Origin of the sequence: Mucilaginibacter sp. KACC 22063 (assembly GCF_028736115.1) — a bacterium.
GTDB lineage: Bacteria > Bacteroidota > Bacteroidia > Sphingobacteriales > Sphingobacteriaceae > Mucilaginibacter.
On record NZ_CP117877.1, the window covers coordinates 1,161,433 to 1,177,917 of the forward strand.

The following is a 16,485-nucleotide window of genomic DNA, read 5'->3' on the forward strand; positions in this document are numbered from 1 at the left end:
TGCGGGGCTTTTTGTGTTAGATGCTTTCTTTGGCCTGCTGTGCACGGTTGTTAATTTCATCCAGCGCTTCGCGGCCATATTTTTTAAGGTGTTCCAGCCATTGTGGTGCCTGATCAGAAAGTTCGTCAACAACTGACTTTCCGCTTTCTGAAGATTTTTTTACAAGTAGGTTTACGCCGTAAGCAACAGCTGCGCCTATAGCGACATATTTTAAAAGGCTCATAGTGATGTTTTATTAATGTTATTTAACAGGGTGCAATGTTAGTGCCAAGAATTTTGTTGTGTTGCGGGTTTCTGAGGAGCGAGGTGCGAGTTCTGAGGACTGAGTTTTGAATCAGAGAGTTAGTGAATTACTGAATGTGCGGTCATTTGCCATCTGTATACATAGGTCTTACACATCGGATCTCAAATACTCAGTACTCGGAACTCGCACCTCGGAAACTCATACTCCACACCTCAGAAAGATTTTCCTATCTGTTTGAAAAAGATAAAATTATCCTTACATTTGCGTCCCCGTTTAAAGCGGGTAAACAGTAAATAAATAACAATGCAACAGTACGAAACCGTGATCATTCTTACCCCGTTGTTATCAGACGAGGCTGCTAAAGAGGTTATCGCCAAATTTAGCAAGATCCTTACAGATAACGGAGCCGAAATTATCCAAGAGGATAATTGGGGTTTGAGAAAATTAGCGTACCCAATTGAAAAAAAATCTACAGGGTACTATCACTTAACTGAATTTAAGGCTCCGGGTGAATTAATTAACAAACTGGAAGTTGAATACAGACGTGATGAGCGTGTAATGCGTTTCTTAACTATTGCGCTGGATAAACACGCCATTGCTTACAACGACAAAAAACGTAGCGGCGCTTTCAACAAAAAACCAGCTAAAGCAGAGGAGGCAGCACAATAATGGCAAACGATCAAATTAAATACGTTACCGCTCCTAAAGTGGAGGATAACCGCAAAAAATATTGCCGCTTTAAAAAGAACGGTATTAAATATATCGACTACAAAGACGCAAACTTTTTATTGAAATTTGTTAACGATCAGGGTAAAGTATTACCTCGCCGTTTAACTGGTACTTCATTAAAGTTTCAGCGTAAAGTGGCTCAGGCTGTTAAACGTGCTCGTCACATCGGCTTGTTACCATACGTAACCGATTCGTTAAAATAAAATCAGGAGGTTTAGAAAATGGACATTATTTTAAAACAGGACGTTAAAAACCTTGGTGAGAAAGACGAAGTAGTAAAAGTAAAAGCAGGATATGGCCGTAACTACCTTATCCCACAAGGCTTCGCTATTTTAGCAACAGAATCTGCACGTAAGGTATTAGCTGAGAACTTGAAACAAGCTCAGTTTAAACAAGACAAAATCCGTAAGGATGCTGAAGACATCGCTACCCGTTTAGAAGGCGTTAAGCTTACTATCGGTGCTAAAGCTGGTGAAACCGGTAAAATCTTTGGTGCTATCAACACTATCCAGGTTGCTGATGCATTGAAAAAACAAGGTTTCGAGGTTGACCGTCGTCGCATCACTTTCGATCAGGATCCTAAAGTTTTAGGTGAATACACTGCAAACTTAAACCTTCACAAAGAAGTGAAAGTTAAAGTTCCTTTCGAAGTTGTAGCTGAGTAATCAGCATTCGGATTTCGAAATTTACATTTCGGATTTGAAAATATTTGTTGAAGGTGTTTAGTAATTACTAAGCACCTTCTTTATTTTTATAGGCAACTATGAAGGGAATTTGGCGCCTGGCGCTTCGCATACTTAAATTACTGGCTATTGCATTCTTTGGTATCAGCATTATATGGGTACTGGCTTTAAAGTTTATCAATCCGCCGTTTACCCTGCTGATGATTGAGCGGGGTTTCGAGCGCAAATCTGATGGCAAAGACTGGAAGATTGACAAGCACTGGGTAGACTTTGATGATATTGCAGACCCTATGAAACGTGCTGCCGTAGCAGCCGAAGATCAAAAGTTTTTGAACCATTTTGGGTTCGACTTTAAAGCTATGGAACGTGCTATTGATAAGAACCAGCACAGTCATAAGCTGATGGGGGGGAGCACTATCTCTCAGCAAACCGCCAAAAATGTATTTCTGTGGCCCGGGCGTTCATACGTGCGTAAAGGTTTTGAGGCCTATTTTACCATGCTGATAGAGCTGTTCTGGAGTAAGAAGCGTATAATGGAAGTTTACCTGAACATTATTGAAATGGGGGATGGTATTTACGGTGTAGAAGCTGCTGCGCAGGAATATTACCATGTACATGCCTCGCAGTTGAATAAGTATCAGGCTTCGGCCATTGCGTCTATTTTTCCTAATCCGTTGAAATGGTCGCCCACCAATCCTGACGACCGTCTGCGGCACCATCAGTACCTGATCCGCAAGAACATGCGCAGGTTAGGGCCACTTGATTTTTAGAGCCTTGCCCGGCCCTCTCCAAAGGAGAGGGAGTCGAATAATTTAAGTATTTGCGTGTTTGTGATTGCTTCATCAACCCTTATCGGGATGCTTCGCAATGACAAATGAGTTTAAAGTCCTCCCTACTCCAAATGAGTCCATTGGACTGGGGAGGATTTAGGTGGGGCCTCTTCTACTTCTTAAACACAGCCAAATAACCTCCACCACTTTTCAGGTCGACATTTAGCCTGGTTTTATTTGTAGTGGGCGAATGCTCAATGGCGGTTTTCATGCGGGTGTCGGTATCATGCAGAATTGTTGTGGTATAATTGCCGATGCCTAAAAAGCTAAGGCTAATATTAGCGGTTTTAGGCGCTTCTTCCCCATTCAATACAGTCAGGTACCATGTAGTGCCATTGCGGCGTGCCAAGGCTGCAATTTCGCCAATTTTGGTAGCAGGTAGTACAATGGTCTCATCCCAGGTTACGGGCATATCTCTCACCATATCTTTTATGTTGCTTTTCAGTAACGAATCCGGGTCGGCTGCCAGGCACATAAACGGCGAGGTAAAGGCAGCAACGGTAGCTACCTGGTGTGTAAGGGTTGTGCCATGTGTTATTTTTTCCGAAAAGCTAAGTGGTGTATAGTCGGCATGGCCGGCCAGGTAGCGGGTGAAAAGTAGGGTTGTGTTGTGAAAAGGCCAGCTTTTAACGGTGTTTTCCAAGCCACGTACACCTTCGCGGCTAAGTTCGTTCGGCCAGGTGCGGCTTTGCCCGGTAGGCTTGTCTGCGCCGTGGAAATCAAGCATCAGGTGCAGCTTTGCGGCATCTTTAAGCGCTTTCAGATAAAATGCTAATACCTGCTGTTTCTCGCTGTCAAAATAATCTATCTTAATGCCTACCACGCCTGAATCTTTACAACGTTTAAAGAATTCTGCACGATAGTTATCATCCTCCAGTCCGGGTACGCCCTCATCTAATGGGTACGATTTCCAAACCCAGATCTTTACATTTTGCTTTGCAGAGTAAGCTACCAGTTCTTTCAGCATGTCGAAATTGTCCTGGTTGCCGTTTTTCCAGTGTGCCCAGCCGGCATCTACCAGGTTATAAGTAATGCCTAACTTACCCGCCAGGCGCGAAAACTCTTTCATGTTATCAAGTGTAACCGAGCGGCGCTCCGTTAACCACGACCATACACTTTTGCCCGGCTTAACCCAGCTTGTGGCAAAGCCATCAGGAAATAATGTTTTATCCGGCTTAGGTGATACATTGGCTACGATATCGCAATTAACCAACGTATTTAACGAGCCTATTTCTATAATGCGCCAAGGCGTTTCAATGTTGCCATTAAGCACAATGTTGCCTTTTAAATTAGCTTGTAGCGTATGCTTTTCTCCGGATTTTAAAGACATCCCTGCAAAATCAATAACACCGCCCTCGGTAATGGCAATGTAGGTGCCTGATGATAGCTTACCTGTAAGGGGAGGAGCGAACAACTGACCGGCTTTAATATCTTCTATATTTTGCTTTTGGTATTCGCCTTCATAGTCGTTAATGTCAGCTTGTCCCCAAATGGTAGTACCCACCGGAATATTAAACTGGGTATTATCTTCAGTGATCTCAACCTTTCCGCTGGCTGGCAAAATGTATCTGAAGGCAACGCCGTCATTATAAACACGTGCTTCGAGGCTAATTACCTTCTTGCCTTTTTCATCTAACACCGGCAGTAGCAAGTCGGTACATTTATTTACTGCTTTAGCATGTACACCCCGCCATGCGTATGTTTCATTAATAAAACGTTTTACCTGTGTCCCAAATTTAAAAGGTTGCTGCTGTGGTAAAGTACTGGCTATGCCTAAAGCAGATGGCTGAATAACTGTTTTAGCATCCTGCTTTACATTATAGGTTAGTGCGTGGTTATTGATGGAAAGGTTAAGTTTAATGTGGCCATCGGGGCTGCTGAGTGTTTGGGTGTTTTGCCCGAATGTAACAGCAGAAGCGGCGACCAAAAGGCAGGTAAGCAAAGCTTTCATAAATGTCAGGTTTACAGTATTGATTTTTCAATGATAATGTTTATTGCTGTAAATGACAAGTGATTTAATTATTACAATGACGCTTTAATTACGGATTGAAATTGGCAAAGCCTTAAATTTGTACATGGCTGAAAATGAAATTCTGAACCTGGATGATGTGAAATTATTGGTAGACACCTTCTACGGAAAGATCAGGACTGACGAATTATTAGGGCCTATTTTCAACGAGCGGATACAAGACCGCTGGCCAATACATTTAGAAAAAATGTACACCTTTTGGCAAACGCTGTTACTGGAACAACATACTTACCATGGCAGGCCTTTCCCGCCGCACGTGAATTTGCCGGTTGCCCATGAGCATTTTGAACAATGGCTGGCTTTGTTTACAGCTACTGTTGACGAATTGTTCAGCGGCGAAAAGGCAGCCGAAGCTAAATGGCGTGCAGCTAACATTGCCAAGATGTTTGAAACCAAGATCAATTACTTCAGAGGGCACGAGGGTAGGGCGATATTGTAATCTTCTACGTATTTTCTTGTGTATTACTTTCGGCACTAACAATCAATTTGTTATGATAAATAATTGTAAGCAATTCCTTGTTTATATCAATTAATCTTACGAAGATTGTGATATCATTTTAATATCAAATTAAATTATATGAATACCGAAAAAACCTTACAACCTTATAACGGCTATGCAGCCACGATAGTTGGTATTATTGCATTAGTAGGAATTGCCATTTCAGGAGCTACAGAGCAGACCGTAATTTTAATCTGTTGTATCCTGCTATTTATTTTTGCAGTAAAGGGGCTTGTTATTGTAAGCCCTAACAGTGCTAAAGTTTTGTTGCTTTTTGGTAAGTATGCGGGCAGCATAAACCAAAATGGATTGTTTTGGATTAATCCGTTGTATTTGCGGGTAAGCCTGTCATTAAAGGCACGCAACTTTGAAAGTGAGAAAATAAAGGTGAACGATAAAATGGGTAACCCGGTATTAATAAGCGTAATATTGGTTTGGCGCATTAAGGATACCTTTAAAGCAACCTTTGAGGTAAACAATTATGATCAGTTTGTACGTATACAAACAGATTCGGCTGTACGTAAACTGGCAGGTAGTTTTCCCTATGATCATTTTGAGGATGAACGGGCTACCATTACCCTAAGTACCAATTTTGATGATATTAATAATGCCTTGGAAACTGAAATTACCGAACGTTTAGAGATGGCAGGTATTGAAGTTGTTGAAGCCCGTATAGGTTACCTGGCTTATGCGCCGGAGATAGCGCACTCCATGCTTCGCCGCCAGCAGGCATCAGCTATAGTTGCTGCACGCCATAAAATAGTTGAGGGCGCAGTAGGGATGGTTGAAAGCGCCTTGAAATTATTGTCTGAAAAGGAAATCATCAATCTTGATGAAGAACGTAAAGCAGCTATGGTAAGTAATCTGATGGTTGTGCTTTGCGGTGACAGGGAAACCCAACCAGTAGTAAATACAGGTAGTTTATATCAATAACAGAGAATGGCGGAAAAGAAATCGTTTGCTTTACGGATTGATGCAGAAACCATGGCTGCCATTGAAAAATGGGCAAACGATGAGTTTAGGAGCGTTAACGGGCAGATAGAGTGGGTACTGCACAATGCTTTGAAAAAAGCAGGCCGGCTTGATAAAGCAAAAAAGAAATCGCAGGATAAAGAGCCGTAGTAAATACGGCTCTTATATTTTAAGCATTGATCAAATCGCGGAAAAGTTGAACATGCCAGCTATCTTTAAATGGCACCTCCCATTTGGTATTAAACTCGGCAACGTTTTGTACCAGGTTATTAAATACAATGGTGCTGCGGTTAATGGTGCCTTGCTTTATTTTTTCTTCAAACGCGTGGCGCGGGGCGGATAGCACTTCGCTTCCTTCGCGGTAAGCAAGGTTAAAGCGGTCGAACAGATTGATGTCATATTGCTGCTCAAGCTGTTTCATAAAGTTTACTGATTTATCAATTGAGCAGCCGCTTGCTCCCGCCTGGCTTTCATCAACAATCAGTATAATAAAACGGTTATACCTTATTTCGGCACCGGCTTTAAGCTGATGGTTATGTGCTGTCCAGCTTTGCGTAAAGGCGTTAAGCTGCTGTTGTATTTGTTGCGTTTCGGTATCGGTAAGTTGCCTGTCCGACTGATAGATCCAAACCCTCGAATTTTCAGAAAATTGCATTTGCAAATTTATTAAATTATTAACTTCGAAGTTATAAAGAGTTGCCATGTTAAAGTCAAACCGGTTAGTGCGTAAACCAGTTTTATTGCTGTCGTTCATAGTGTTGTGTGCTGCTTCGGCTTTGTGCTTTAAACCGGGCATGAACGCAGAAGAATGGCTTACCTGGGGCAACCGCTGCTTATACCAGTGTTTTGATCCGAACGGTGATGCGAAACTAAAAAAGTGGGAACTCAGTTTAACCGGAGATTCTTTTGTACGCCTCCGTAAAACTTATGCTAACGGTAAACAGGAATATTATTCTTTTCACCTGCATCGTTTCAGCGACATTAACTATTTAGGCACTTCATCAGCAGGGATACTTCAGTTTAAAACCATTGCCGACGATATTATTGTGCAAACTTATGATGATCCCAGAGGTAACGTCGACTCCATGACCACCGCATTAAGCATATCCGTACGCAACATGGAACCCGAACGGGTAGACAGCCTGCGCAATGCCTTGCTTTACCTGAAAGAAAAAGACAAGCAGTAGTTACAAGCCGTTTGCCCTGGCAGTGATTTCGGCAATATCAAGCACCTGCATTTCCTGCTCTTTTTCAAAGTACTTAACACCGTCGCGCAGCATCGTCATGCAGAATGGGCACGCAGAAGCTACAATTTCAGCCTTTGCTTCAATGGCATCGCCAATACGCTCAACGTTTATTTCTTTGTTCCCTTTTTCAGGGTCTTTAAACATTTGCGCACCGCCTGCACCACAGCATAAACCGTTTGTACGGCAGCGCTTCATTTCTACAAGTTCGGCGTCTAATATCTCTAATGCACTGCGCGGCGCTTCGTAAACATCATTAGCGCGGCCTAAGTAACAGGCATCATGATAGGTGATGCGTTTGCCCTTAAAGCTTTCGCCACCCTGTACCTTTAAGCGGCCTTCGTCTATCAGTTGTTGTATAAGTTGCGTGTGATGGATAACCTCGTAGTTGCCGCCTAATTGCGGGTATTCATTTTTAAGCGTATTAAAACAATGCGGGCAGCCGGTCACAATTTTTTTAACCTCATAAGCATTTAATACTTCAATATTGGCTAAGGCCTGCATCTGGAACAGAAACTCGTTACCAGCGCGTTTGGCCGGGTCGCCGGTGCAGCTTTCTTCCGCACCTAAAACAGCATAGCTGATGCCCACATGCTGCAATATTTTACAGATGCTACGGGTGATCTTTTGCGCACGCTCGTCAAAACTGCCCGCACATCCTACCCAAAATAACAGCTCAGGCACTTTACCTTCGGCCATCATTTCTGCCATGGTTGGTACATGCAGCGTTTCAGTCTGCTGAGGATTAGTTTCTGATATATTTTCTGTAGTATCCATTAACAATTCAATTATTGGTTAGCCCAGTTAAAACGGTCCGAGCTTGCATATTTCCATGGTGCGCCGTTATTTTCAACATTGCCAAACATATTGTTTAAGCTGGCAGGCGCCTGCGATTCTTCCATTACAATGTAACGGCGCATCTCTGTAATAATATTCAGCGGATCGATATTTACCGGGCAAGCTTCTGTACAGGCGTTGCAGGTTGTGCAGGCCCAAAGTTCTTCTCGGGTGATGTAATCGTCTAACAAGGCTTTATTATCCGTATAATCTTTGCCGTGCTTGTCTATATTATTGCCTACCTCGGTAACGCGGTCGCGGGTGTCCATCATAATTTTACGTGGCGACAGCAGCTTGCCTGTAAGATTCGCCGGACAAACACTGGTACAGCGGCCGCACTCAGTACAAGTGTAGGCATCCATCAGGTTTTTCCAGGTAAGGTCGGTCACATCTTTTGCGCCAAAGCGTCCAGGTTGTGCAGCCTCAGGCGTAAAGGATGGATCAAGCATGGCTTTAACCTCGTTAGTTACCGATGCCATATTAGTAAACTGGCCTTTAGGCGTCAGCTTAGAATAGTAAACATTCGGAAACGCCATCAGAATGTGGAAATGCTTGGAGTAGGGCAGGTAATTTAAAAATGCCAATATACCTACAATGTGGAACCACCAGCATCCGCGCTCAATCATTACCAGTGAGCTTGCAGATGTTGGCAATAGCGGATCAAGAAAGGTACTTACCGGGAAGCTGCCCGCTGCAATGTAATGACCATAATGCAACAGCTGAAGTTTATGATCGGCAGCGTTCATGGTTAAAAATGCAGCCATTAAAAGTATCTCGGTGATCAGGATATAATTGGCATCAGACCGAGGCCAGGCTTTCATCTCCACGCCTGTAAAGCGCTTTAATTTGGCAATGTTTCTGCGGCAAAGGAATACAACGCATGCAAGCAGTACCAGCAAGGCAAGCACTTCAAAGCCGCCGATAAGTAAACCGTAAAGGCTACCCAGGAAGCCGGAAAAAACGCGGTGCGAACCAAAAAGGCCATCTATCAGGATTTCGATTACCTCTATGTTGATGATCACAAAACCAACGTAAACAAAAATATGGAGCACAGCGGCAAACGGCCGTTTCACCATTTTACTTTGCCCCAGGGCTACCTTAGCCATGATCTTCCAGCGTTCTGCAGGATTGTCTGACCGGTCAAGCGGATGGCCCAGTAATATATTGCGGCGGATCTTTTTGACGTTATAGGCAAATAATGCGACCGCAGCAGCGAATATGACAAGAAAAAGAAGCTGAAAAATCATTATGCGTGCATAGTAATGTTAAGACTAAGTTATATAATCATATCAATTTGCCAAATGTTTTAAAATATTAGCCTGATAATGAATGGGATAAATTATTTTTTCAAAAAAGATTTCGTTTAATAAAAAATCACACTACATTTGCATTCCCAAACGGGACGGTATCATAGCTCAGTTGGTAGAGCAAAGGACTGAAAATCCTTGTGTCGCTGGTTCGATTCCAGCTGATACCACAGATACGAAAAGCCATTTAGTGAATAACTAAATGGCTTTTTGCGTTTGATGCCAAATTGTTATTTTTTATTCTTCCAGGAAACCGTAATTGTGTTTAAACAAGATTTATACTTAACCAGGCCATTTCTAAATTCATAAGACAGACTGATTATGGCGTGTAGATCTTTGTCAATAAAAATTACATAAGAATTATAACTTATATATAACGATACTCCCTGTAACCATTTCGGGATGAGGATCGTATAATCACATATTCCTGTATTTTAGGAATGCCGATGAATGGGAGCCGGTCTTATATTCATCATTTTTAAAAAACCTTTAAATCACAAAGTCATGAAAAAACTATTCCTTATCTTAGCATTAATCATTGGTGCAAGCACCTTAACTCAGGCAAGTTCATTAGCAAGCAAAGCATCTTTAGCGTATACTGCTCCTGCTACCGGACAAAGCTATTCTATCGCCGAACTATCTGCCAAATACAATAAAGTTGAATTTCAATCTGGTAAATTTTCATCAATTAAGGCTTATGTATTACCTCATGGTGATGTAGTTGATGAGGATGGAAACGTTGTTGGATACTGGGTTTATGATAATAACTCAGGAGTATTACTTATTGTCCTTTATTAATTAACTTTATGTAAGCCCGGCTTCGTTCATCGTCTTTTTTATTTATTCAATCATTTTTAAATTTTGCGGATATATTTTTTCCTGGTTATACTGTTATCTATCGTAATCATTCCGGCGGAGGCAATATCACAAGGTAACAAGTCGATATACCTGAAAGTGGCCATTGGAAATGTTTCAAAAAACACTGCCGGAAATTATCGGTTTGATCTGTACATCTATTCAGACTCTGCTCTGCTAAAGGTATATCCAAATATACCGGCGGATACCAGTATCAAAGTTTCGGGCAAACCGGGGCTGTTATACAAGGCATCTGTGCATAGATTAGGATTCAGTAACACCGATGCATACTGGAAATATGATACGGTGAAAATTAACCAGGTCAAAACGATCAATATTACATCCGCCTCCATTCAGCTTAATGAAGTAAACGTAAAGGCAGAGCGCGAATCTTATAAACGCGGTGATACGTTGGTTATTCCAGTTGATCAAATCAAAACCAAACCCCACGCAACTGCTATAGAATTGTTAGAAAAAATCCCGGGATTTAGTATCGGTACTTCGGGCAGCGTATCAGCAATGGGTAAAAAGGTTAGTAAGGTGAAGGTTGATGGTGTGGAAGTTTTTGGTGGCAATGCAAAGGCTACATTAGAGAACCTGCGATCAGATATGCTGCGGGATGTGGAGGTGTCTAACTTAACAGGTGAATCAGGAAGTGGTGTGGAAGTAAACCTGAAATTAAAAAAGGATAGGAAGGAAGGGATTTACGGCGATTTATATGGGCAGTATGGTACCCATCAGCGCAAAAATTTTGGCCTTAAGTTTAACAAGATCAAACCATCGTCTTTTATTAACGCCTTTTTTAATTATAATAATCAAAATCAGCAGGTGTTATCACCGAATGAATACCTGCAAATGGTGGGCTTCAATAGTTCAGCTACGGGTACCTTGGGTACTCAAAAACTTTACTATGATTTTAAGCTGGAAGATCCGTTTGATAATTTAAATAACATTGGCGATCGCTTCCCATTCCTGGAAAAGGGCATACACAAAACTTATTCAACAGGGCTTAACTACAGTAAACAAGCAAAAGCTTACACCTGGAATACTTATGTATTGGGCAGTTCTGACCAAAATCAGATCACAGAACGCTCAGACATGATAAATAATCTTGGGGTACTAACCACAAGAGACAATAAAGATGCTTTCAATCAGCTCAAAAACTTTAACGCTACAGGACAAAGCGCATGGAAATGGACACCCAGTGAAAATAATATTATAGAGGCAAAACTGATTTTTCAAACAAGAAAAATTAATAATAACCCTATTGAAAATTCTAATAGTAAATTATTTAATTCGGTTGATTCTGTTGTTAACCAGGCACTTATTAATAATAATCAACAGGTGAACAGCAGGAGCAATATGGGGTACTTTAAGGCAAATTGGGAACATAGATATGCTAAGCCTGCTGAAAAAACAACAGTATCGGCCGGTGCTTTATTAAACCATACTACGGGCACCAATATTTACAGCAATTTTATTGTTGATCAGATTGATACTTCGGCTTATACTAACCAGGTTAAGGAATCAAATAACGGTTATAACTATTTCGCAAACATTCAGCATAGTTTGCCTTTGAGCAGAAAGTTGCTTGTAGATTTCAGGTTAAATACGTTGGTGTCTAAAACATATGTTAACAGAACAGGCACAAACTTATTTAGTCCATATGTTAGTACGTTTAGCCAACCGCTTAGCGTAAGTGATTTTCAGATCAGGGATAACCAGACAACCCTGCAGGCTTTCCTTTTTTATAAAGCCGGATCATTGAGCCTGATTAGTGGCATCGGAGGTTTAAAAGCTGATTGGAATGTAAGCAGCAAAGACTCGCTATATAACCATTTCAATAAAGTATCTGTACTTCCAGCAGCCTATATAAACTATAATTTCGGCCGATCTAAAGTTTCACTGAAATATGCTAAGGAAAGAGCAGCGCCTGCATTAGCTAATCTTTTGCCTGTAACAGATAGCAGCAGGGTACAGCAGGTTACGCAGGGTAACCCCGTTTTGAATCCTTTTTTTAGTAATAAGCTGGAGTTAATATCAGATGTTTTTGTACACGGAATAGGTGCTGTAAATCTGTCAATAAGTTATGCTAAAACCAACGAACCGGTATCTGATAATATCATTTATAATACCGGATATTTTCCATTAAAAACTTTTAGCCAGTTTAGAAATTCGCAAGAGATAACCGGTACAATTTCTTATTTCAACTTTAGCCCCGGAAGGTTTCTGAACCCTTATTTATTTGTTTTTTATCTGTGGAGAAAGCAATATCAGCAAAATGGGCCGCTGATTACACCTGTTGAGCTAAATGCAATAAGCCCGCAGGTGGGATTAAAAATGAACCTCAGTAAACAGCATAACCTTAACCTAAGTATTCAATCCATGATTAACCGGTCTGGTAGTGCTGGGATAAGCCGTATAAGTTCAAACAGGTTTAATGTCGACTTAAAAGATGATGGCCGGATCAGTGATGAACTTTACTATAACATTTCGGCAAAATGGATATTAATTTATGCAAACTCAAATTACAGCGCTATTAAGCCGGTTACAAATTTCAATCTTTATCAGTATGTAGGAAAAGAAAAAAAATGGCAGATTAGTTATGGCGTCAGAAATTTACTTAATGTTAATCAAATCAAGTTGATAAACACAGGTATTACACAGCAAACTACCTCTGCCTACAACTATCTTTCAAGATATTTTAATGTCGGCGTTACTTACTTCCCCGAAAAATGGAAAAAGGCAACGCCATAGTATCTTATATGTTTATTTATCGTTTAAAACCAACTAAATGTTATTCACAATCCCGAGCAATTTGTATGAAAAAGAATTTACTGCTGATCATCTTTATTCTGTCGATAAAGTTCTGCTTTTCCCAGTCTTTAAATCATCCGTTAAATATCAGCCAGCTTAACGGAAAGAAGGTTACTGCCGTAATAGAGAATAAAACGGTTGGAAGTACTGAAATTTCTTCAGACGGCCAGCTTTCACAAAATGCACCTGCAACAGCAAATGGGCCAAGTAAAACCGAAAAGTTAACCTGGGAAATAGCTTTTGACAGTAAATCGGCACAGGAAATTGGTGCATCAAAAAAGCTAAAAAGGATAAACTTTATTTTAGACCGGCCTTTCGGTATTTTGAAATATGATTCTGAAAACTCTTTTGAGTCTACGGAAGGCTCAGAGCGATTAGTGAAAAAATTTACAGACCAGCTCGGCGTAGCAACAACGCATACATCACAAATTAATGATCAAATGTTTGATAATGATGGCAAGCCTGCTTCAAAAACAGATTTGCTTTGGAATAATAATTTGCCGGTTTATGATGGTAATTTATACTGGAATGGCTTGATTTTGACTTTACCATCTGCTGTAAAAACTGAAAAAGGAGCAAACTGGACATCAACTTTAACATTGCCTAACCGAACTGTTGAAACCCTTTTTACCATTACTGATTATAACGCCAGAACATTGACGATAACCTTAAAAAGCAAAGAGACGATAAAAGCAGTCCAAAAAGGATTAAGTGCTGAAGGTGCACCCGCTGGAATGTCGTTAGGATTAACCCCCAAACAAAAAACCTTTGACGGGACACTTACTGTAGACACTTCAACAGGGCTTGTGTTAAGCGGGAAGTTTCAAATAGAAACCACATCTGAACTGGCTATAAATGGGGAGCAGGCAGAAAAGAAGAGTTACTCGATAACTACCCTAAGCAATTCAATAAAATAGTTGATTAGTTAGTTTAATCAGGCGGCGTTTGTACAGCAATATATGGTGCCGTATAATATGACTTAGCTGCCCAGCTGGTATAGGAAAAAATTATAATATACTTGTGCTCAAAAATTTACAAATCGGATTGAAATCCAGCTTTTTTCAGAATGAAAAAAAATTGGTCAGACTTTTTTTAATTTGTCTTAGCTTAGCCCTATTTAATCAAGTTTTTCTTAGTTATATAGCAAATAATTACTTTCCAAAGTATGGTAGCAATCCTTTAGATAAATACGGCCCCGTATTCCAATTCATAATGGCCTGTTTGGTCGCACCTATAGTAGAAACGCTGATCTTTCAATATCTACCTTATCAGATTTTTGAAAAATTAAAGGTTACAAATAGCATTGTAAGAATTGTTATTCCATCTTTAATATTTGCTTTCGATCATAATTTTAATCCAATTTACATGTTAGCGGCATTCAACATGGGATTAATTATGAACTATCTGTTCCTATGGTGCAAAGCCAATAACAAGAATGCTATTTATACTGTCGCTTTATTGCATTTTTTAGTAAATCTTTTGGCTGTTATAACTTAAGTGAAACCAATTAATAAATGAGAAATATCTTATTGCTTTTGAGATTTTACTAATAGCAATTGGTTTTATTTGTATTGTAAACGATCACAGCTATGCAGATAATAAATGATATTACTTATGTCCTGCGATGTAAGCTTATTGAAATTTGGATCGTTTTTGTAAATGCCTTTGTGCTTGTTTTTTATAACGAACTCGTAAATCTTCATGCTATCTACTTTACATAAATCCTGTAGATTTAAAACTTCTTTTTTATCAGTTGATGGTTTATGTAAGTTGTTAGCCATGTGTGAAGATCCAAACAAATGACAATTCATGCAGCCAAGATTGCTTGCAATCCGTTGCCCTTCTCCAATACTTAAATTTTTATTTACTGACTGGGATAATTTTGATTCTTGATAATTACTCTTAGTCTTGCTTTTTGGATTAGAACAGGCAATGGCAAGTATCATTATTATTAAATTACCTGAAATTATTCCGGTTAAAACTGATCGCATTTGCTGGATTATTAAGTTGCTGACGTAATTTTAAAACAGAATTCATATTAGGATTGCGATATGTCGATTAGTCATATTTTGTAAATCGCTCATAATATATTGATAAAGCACATTCTTGTCTTCTTGTTTTAAACGTGTACCTAATGCTGCGGATAAATGATAGATAATAGTTCCGTCATCGGCAGGCGATTCTGTTTATATGATACTATAACACAAGCCATAATTAATAACCTCATTTCTTATCTTTGCAAAAAACCGAACACCATGAAACATGTGCTATTTCTCTTATCCTTATCACTAATTTCCTTTACCCTGTTTGCACAATCCTTTGAAGGAAAGATTATTTATCAGAATACTTTTAAAAGTAAAACACCGAATGTGTCAGACGGACAGTTTAGTACTATGCTCGGTAGCGTTCAGAATTATTACATGAAAGGTGGTGATTATAAATCAGAGAGTAATGGCAAATTTGTACTATGGCAACTTTATGTGAACAAGGATAACAAGTTGTACAGCAAAGTCGCGAACTCCCAAGCGATTCTTTGGAACGATGGCGCTGCAAATCCTGATGAAGTAATTAGTAGTGAATTGCATAAAGGCATAACTGAAATATTAGGATATAAATGTGACGAGTTGGTTTTAACTTGTAAAAGTGGAATTCAAAAATATTATTTCACTTCCAAATTATCAGTGGATTCAAAGTTGTATTCTAATCACCAGTTCGGCAACTGGTATGCCTACTTGTCAAAAGCTAATGCCATTCCACTAAAAATGGTAATTGACAACGTTCAATTTAGAATGGAAAGTGTAGCAACTGAAGTAAAGCTAATGAAATTGGAGGATAATTTCTTTGCTTTGCCGGCAAATGTTCAAGTCGTAAAAAGCCCATACTAGCAATAAGTTAAGAACTGGAGAAGTATTTTAAAAGGGGTAATGTGTTAGATTTAAATTATGAACCACATCAAAAAACTCCTCAGCATTTTCAAACAGCCAAGACCTCAATTGGATGATAATGAAAGTGTTACTTGCTGGAAGTTTGATGGACTTTTAAAGAACCTGAATGTCTTATCGTTACCAGCAGATAGGCAAAAAGCTATTATGGGTTATGGCTGTATTGCCGATGAAATGGCAGAAGATTTTAATACTTATTTCACTCTGAATAGGCAAGAGTACCTGGAGAAAGGGTTACTCGATCAGCAGCAATGCGATCAATTAGATAAGCTTGATAGCTTGTTAGAAAAGTATAGTGGTGACGGTAACACTGGCTTTTGGGATGACCAACAATTAGATACAAATAAGGACTGGCAATCGGTAAGAGAAATTGCTAAACATATATTAATCGTGCTTCGTAAAGACAATTCAGATATAGGGTATAGTTAAAACTAAGTGGCTTTTTTAGGCTTGCTAAATTCCATAAGCCATACCAACGCATCATTTCTTATCTTTGC

General features: G+C 39.8%; 20 protein-coding genes and 1 tRNA gene. 15 read left to right on the forward strand and 6 right to left on the reverse strand.

Features of this window, described 5'->3' with window-relative positions; translation table 11 throughout:
* Positions 1–16: 16 nt before the first annotated feature.
* Entirely contained in the window at positions 17–223 is a 207-nt protein-coding gene (locus PQ461_RS05115) for a YtxH domain-containing protein (protein ID WP_274302289.1), read from the reverse strand.
* Between the two features lie 324 nt (positions 224–547).
* Between PQ461_RS05115 and rpsF the strand changes: the two genes are divergently transcribed.
* The 4 genes from rpsF (at position 548) to mtgA (ending at position 2,426) form a co-directional block, all read left to right on the forward strand.
* The gene (gene rpsF, locus PQ461_RS05120; protein WP_274302290.1) at positions 548–913 is read left to right on the forward strand and encodes a 30S ribosomal protein S6; all 366 of its coding nucleotides are present in this window, start codon (positions 548–550) and stop codon (positions 911–913) included.
* Positions 913–1,176 carry a 30S ribosomal protein S18 gene (gene rpsR, locus PQ461_RS05125; RefSeq protein ID WP_095705209.1) on the forward strand — a complete coding sequence of 88 codons (264 nt, stop codon included), beginning with the start codon at positions 913–915 and terminating at the stop codon, positions 1,174–1,176. Before rpsF ends, rpsR begins: the two co-directional genes overlap by 1 nt.
* A gap of 18 nt (positions 1,177–1,194) precedes the next feature.
* A complete protein-coding gene (rplI, locus tag PQ461_RS05130) occupies positions 1,195–1,638 on the forward strand; it encodes a 50S ribosomal protein L9 (protein ID WP_274302291.1) in 444 nt (147 codons plus the stop codon).
* Positions 1,639–1,736: 98 nt separating this feature from the next.
* A complete protein-coding gene (gene mtgA / locus PQ461_RS05135; RefSeq protein WP_274302292.1) occupies positions 1,737–2,426 on the forward strand; it encodes a monofunctional biosynthetic peptidoglycan transglycosylase in 690 nt (229 codons plus the stop codon).
* Between the two features lie 172 nt (positions 2,427–2,598).
* Here mtgA and PQ461_RS05140 read toward each other — a convergent pair whose 3' ends face one another.
* Positions 2,599–4,437, reverse strand: coding sequence for a glycoside hydrolase family 97 protein (locus PQ461_RS05140; protein WP_274302293.1), 1,839 nt, complete (start codon positions 4,435–4,437; stop codon positions 2,599–2,601).
* 124 nt (positions 4,438–4,561) lie between these two features.
* Between PQ461_RS05140 and PQ461_RS05145 the strand changes: the two genes are divergently transcribed.
* The 3 genes from PQ461_RS05145 (at position 4,562) to PQ461_RS05155 (ending at position 6,136) form a co-directional block, all read left to right on the forward strand.
* Positions 4,562–4,954 carry a group III truncated hemoglobin gene (locus PQ461_RS05145; RefSeq protein ID WP_274302294.1) on the forward strand — a complete coding sequence of 131 codons (393 nt, stop codon included), beginning with the start codon at positions 4,562–4,564 and terminating at the stop codon, positions 4,952–4,954.
* 138 nt (positions 4,955–5,092) lie between these two features.
* A complete protein-coding gene (locus tag PQ461_RS05150; protein ID WP_274302295.1) occupies positions 5,093–5,947 on the forward strand; it encodes an SPFH domain-containing protein in 855 nt (284 codons plus the stop codon).
* A gap of 6 nt (positions 5,948–5,953) precedes the next feature.
* Complete coding sequence (locus PQ461_RS05155) at positions 5,954–6,136, forward strand: type II toxin-antitoxin system antitoxin (RefSeq protein ID WP_274302296.1); 183 nt, start codon at positions 5,954–5,956, stop codon at positions 6,134–6,136.
* Between the two features lie 19 nt (positions 6,137–6,155).
* Here PQ461_RS05155 and PQ461_RS05160 read toward each other — a convergent pair whose 3' ends face one another.
* Entirely contained in the window at positions 6,156–6,641 is a 486-nt protein-coding gene (locus PQ461_RS05160; RefSeq protein WP_274302297.1) for an ABC transporter ATPase, read from the reverse strand.
* 46 nt (positions 6,642–6,687) lie between these two features.
* Here PQ461_RS05160 and PQ461_RS05165 point away from each other — a divergent pair, with 46 nt between their 5' ends.
* A complete protein-coding gene (locus tag PQ461_RS05165) occupies positions 6,688–7,173 on the forward strand; it encodes a hypothetical protein (RefSeq protein ID WP_274302298.1) in 486 nt (161 codons plus the stop codon).
* On the opposite strand, the gene PQ461_RS05170 is transcribed toward PQ461_RS05165, so the two are convergent.
* Both PQ461_RS05170 and PQ461_RS05175 read right to left on the reverse strand, forming a co-directional pair.
* Positions 7,174–8,007, reverse strand: a complete 834-nt coding sequence (locus PQ461_RS05170) for a (Fe-S)-binding protein (protein WP_274302299.1) — start codon at positions 8,005–8,007, stop codon at positions 7,174–7,176.
* Between the two features lie 11 nt (positions 8,008–8,018).
* Positions 8,019–9,314, reverse strand: coding sequence for a 4Fe-4S dicluster domain-containing protein (locus PQ461_RS05175; RefSeq protein WP_274302300.1), 1,296 nt, complete (start codon positions 9,312–9,314; stop codon positions 8,019–8,021).
* Between the two features lie 157 nt (positions 9,315–9,471).
* On the opposite strand from PQ461_RS05175, the gene PQ461_RS05180 reads away from it, so the two are divergent.
* The 5 genes from PQ461_RS05180 (at position 9,472) to PQ461_RS21210 (ending at position 14,543) form a co-directional block, all read left to right on the forward strand.
* A tRNA-Phe gene (locus PQ461_RS05180) sits at positions 9,472–9,544 on the forward strand.
* A gap of 334 nt (positions 9,545–9,878) precedes the next feature.
* A complete protein-coding gene (locus PQ461_RS05185) occupies positions 9,879–10,172 on the forward strand; it encodes a hypothetical protein (protein WP_274302301.1) in 294 nt (97 codons plus the stop codon).
* 63 nt (positions 10,173–10,235) lie between these two features.
* Complete coding sequence (locus PQ461_RS05190) at positions 10,236–12,986, forward strand: porin family protein (RefSeq protein WP_274302302.1); 2,751 nt, start codon at positions 10,236–10,238, stop codon at positions 12,984–12,986.
* Positions 12,987–13,051: 65 nt separating this feature from the next.
* Entirely contained in the window at positions 13,052–13,963 is a 912-nt protein-coding gene (locus tag PQ461_RS05195; protein WP_274302303.1) for a hypothetical protein, read from the forward strand.
* 295 nt (positions 13,964–14,258) lie between these two features.
* Entirely contained in the window at positions 14,259–14,543 is a 285-nt protein-coding gene (locus PQ461_RS21210; protein ID WP_443192790.1) for a CPBP family intramembrane glutamic endopeptidase, read from the forward strand.
* Positions 14,544–14,608: 65 nt separating this feature from the next.
* Here PQ461_RS21210 and PQ461_RS05200 read toward each other — a convergent pair whose 3' ends face one another.
* Positions 14,609–15,037, reverse strand: coding sequence for a c-type cytochrome (locus tag PQ461_RS05200; RefSeq protein ID WP_274302304.1), 429 nt, complete (start codon positions 15,035–15,037; stop codon positions 14,609–14,611).
* Between the two features lie 264 nt (positions 15,038–15,301).
* On the opposite strand from PQ461_RS05200, the gene PQ461_RS05205 reads away from it, so the two are divergent.
* A complete protein-coding gene (locus tag PQ461_RS05205; protein WP_274302305.1) occupies positions 15,302–15,931 on the forward strand; it encodes a hypothetical protein in 630 nt (209 codons plus the stop codon).
* Between the two features lie 57 nt (positions 15,932–15,988).
* On the forward strand, positions 15,989–16,417 hold the full coding sequence (locus PQ461_RS05210) for a hypothetical protein (protein ID WP_274302306.1): 429 nt from the start codon (positions 15,989–15,991) through the stop codon (positions 16,415–16,417).
* The last annotated feature ends 68 nt before the right edge of the window (positions 16,418–16,485 follow it).

What these genes read in the sequence shown, in the direction of transcription:
- PQ461_RS05115 (WP_274302289.1), bottom strand. Translation starts at nt 223, where the DNA reads ATGAGCCTTTTAAAATATGTCGCTATAGGCGCAGCTGTTGCTTACGGC.
- rpsF (WP_274302290.1), top strand. Translation starts at nt 548, where the DNA reads ATGCAACAGTACGAAACCGTGATCATTCTTACCCCGTTGTTATCAGAC.
- rpsR (WP_095705209.1), top strand. Translation starts at nt 913, where the DNA reads ATGGCAAACGATCAAATTAAATACGTTACCGCTCCTAAAGTGGAGGAT.
- rplI (WP_274302291.1), top strand. Translation starts at nt 1,195, where the DNA reads ATGGACATTATTTTAAAACAGGACGTTAAAAACCTTGGTGAGAAAGAC.
- mtgA (WP_274302292.1), top strand. Translation starts at nt 1,737, where the DNA reads ATGAAGGGAATTTGGCGCCTGGCGCTTCGCATACTTAAATTACTGGCT.
- PQ461_RS05140 (WP_274302293.1), bottom strand. Translation starts at nt 4,437, where the DNA reads ATGAAAGCTTTGCTTACCTGCCTTTTGGTCGCCGCTTCTGCTGTTACA.
- PQ461_RS05145 (WP_274302294.1), top strand. Translation starts at nt 4,562, where the DNA reads ATGGCTGAAAATGAAATTCTGAACCTGGATGATGTGAAATTATTGGTA.
- PQ461_RS05150 (WP_274302295.1), top strand. Translation starts at nt 5,093, where the DNA reads ATGAATACCGAAAAAACCTTACAACCTTATAACGGCTATGCAGCCACG.
- PQ461_RS05155 (WP_274302296.1), top strand. Translation starts at nt 5,954, where the DNA reads ATGGCGGAAAAGAAATCGTTTGCTTTACGGATTGATGCAGAAACCATG.
- PQ461_RS05160 (WP_274302297.1), bottom strand. Translation starts at nt 6,641, where the DNA reads ATGCAATTTTCTGAAAATTCGAGGGTTTGGATCTATCAGTCGGACAGG.
- PQ461_RS05165 (WP_274302298.1), top strand. Translation starts at nt 6,688, where the DNA reads ATGTTAAAGTCAAACCGGTTAGTGCGTAAACCAGTTTTATTGCTGTCG.
- PQ461_RS05170 (WP_274302299.1), bottom strand. Translation starts at nt 8,007, where the DNA reads ATGGATACTACAGAAAATATATCAGAAACTAATCCTCAGCAGACTGAA.
- PQ461_RS05175 (WP_274302300.1), bottom strand. Translation starts at nt 9,314, where the DNA reads ATGATTTTTCAGCTTCTTTTTCTTGTCATATTCGCTGCTGCGGTCGCA.
- PQ461_RS05185 (WP_274302301.1), top strand. Translation starts at nt 9,879, where the DNA reads ATGAAAAAACTATTCCTTATCTTAGCATTAATCATTGGTGCAAGCACC.
- PQ461_RS05195 (WP_274302303.1), top strand. Translation starts at nt 13,052, where the DNA reads ATGAAAAAGAATTTACTGCTGATCATCTTTATTCTGTCGATAAAGTTC.
- PQ461_RS21210 (WP_443192790.1), top strand. Translation starts at nt 14,259, where the DNA reads ATGGCCTGTTTGGTCGCACCTATAGTAGAAACGCTGATCTTTCAATAT.
- PQ461_RS05200 (WP_274302304.1), bottom strand. Translation starts at nt 15,037, where the DNA reads ATGCGATCAGTTTTAACCGGAATAATTTCAGGTAATTTAATAATAATG.
- PQ461_RS05205 (WP_274302305.1), top strand. Translation starts at nt 15,302, where the DNA reads ATGAAACATGTGCTATTTCTCTTATCCTTATCACTAATTTCCTTTACC.
- PQ461_RS05210 (WP_274302306.1), top strand. Translation starts at nt 15,989, where the DNA reads ATGAACCACATCAAAAAACTCCTCAGCATTTTCAAACAGCCAAGACCT.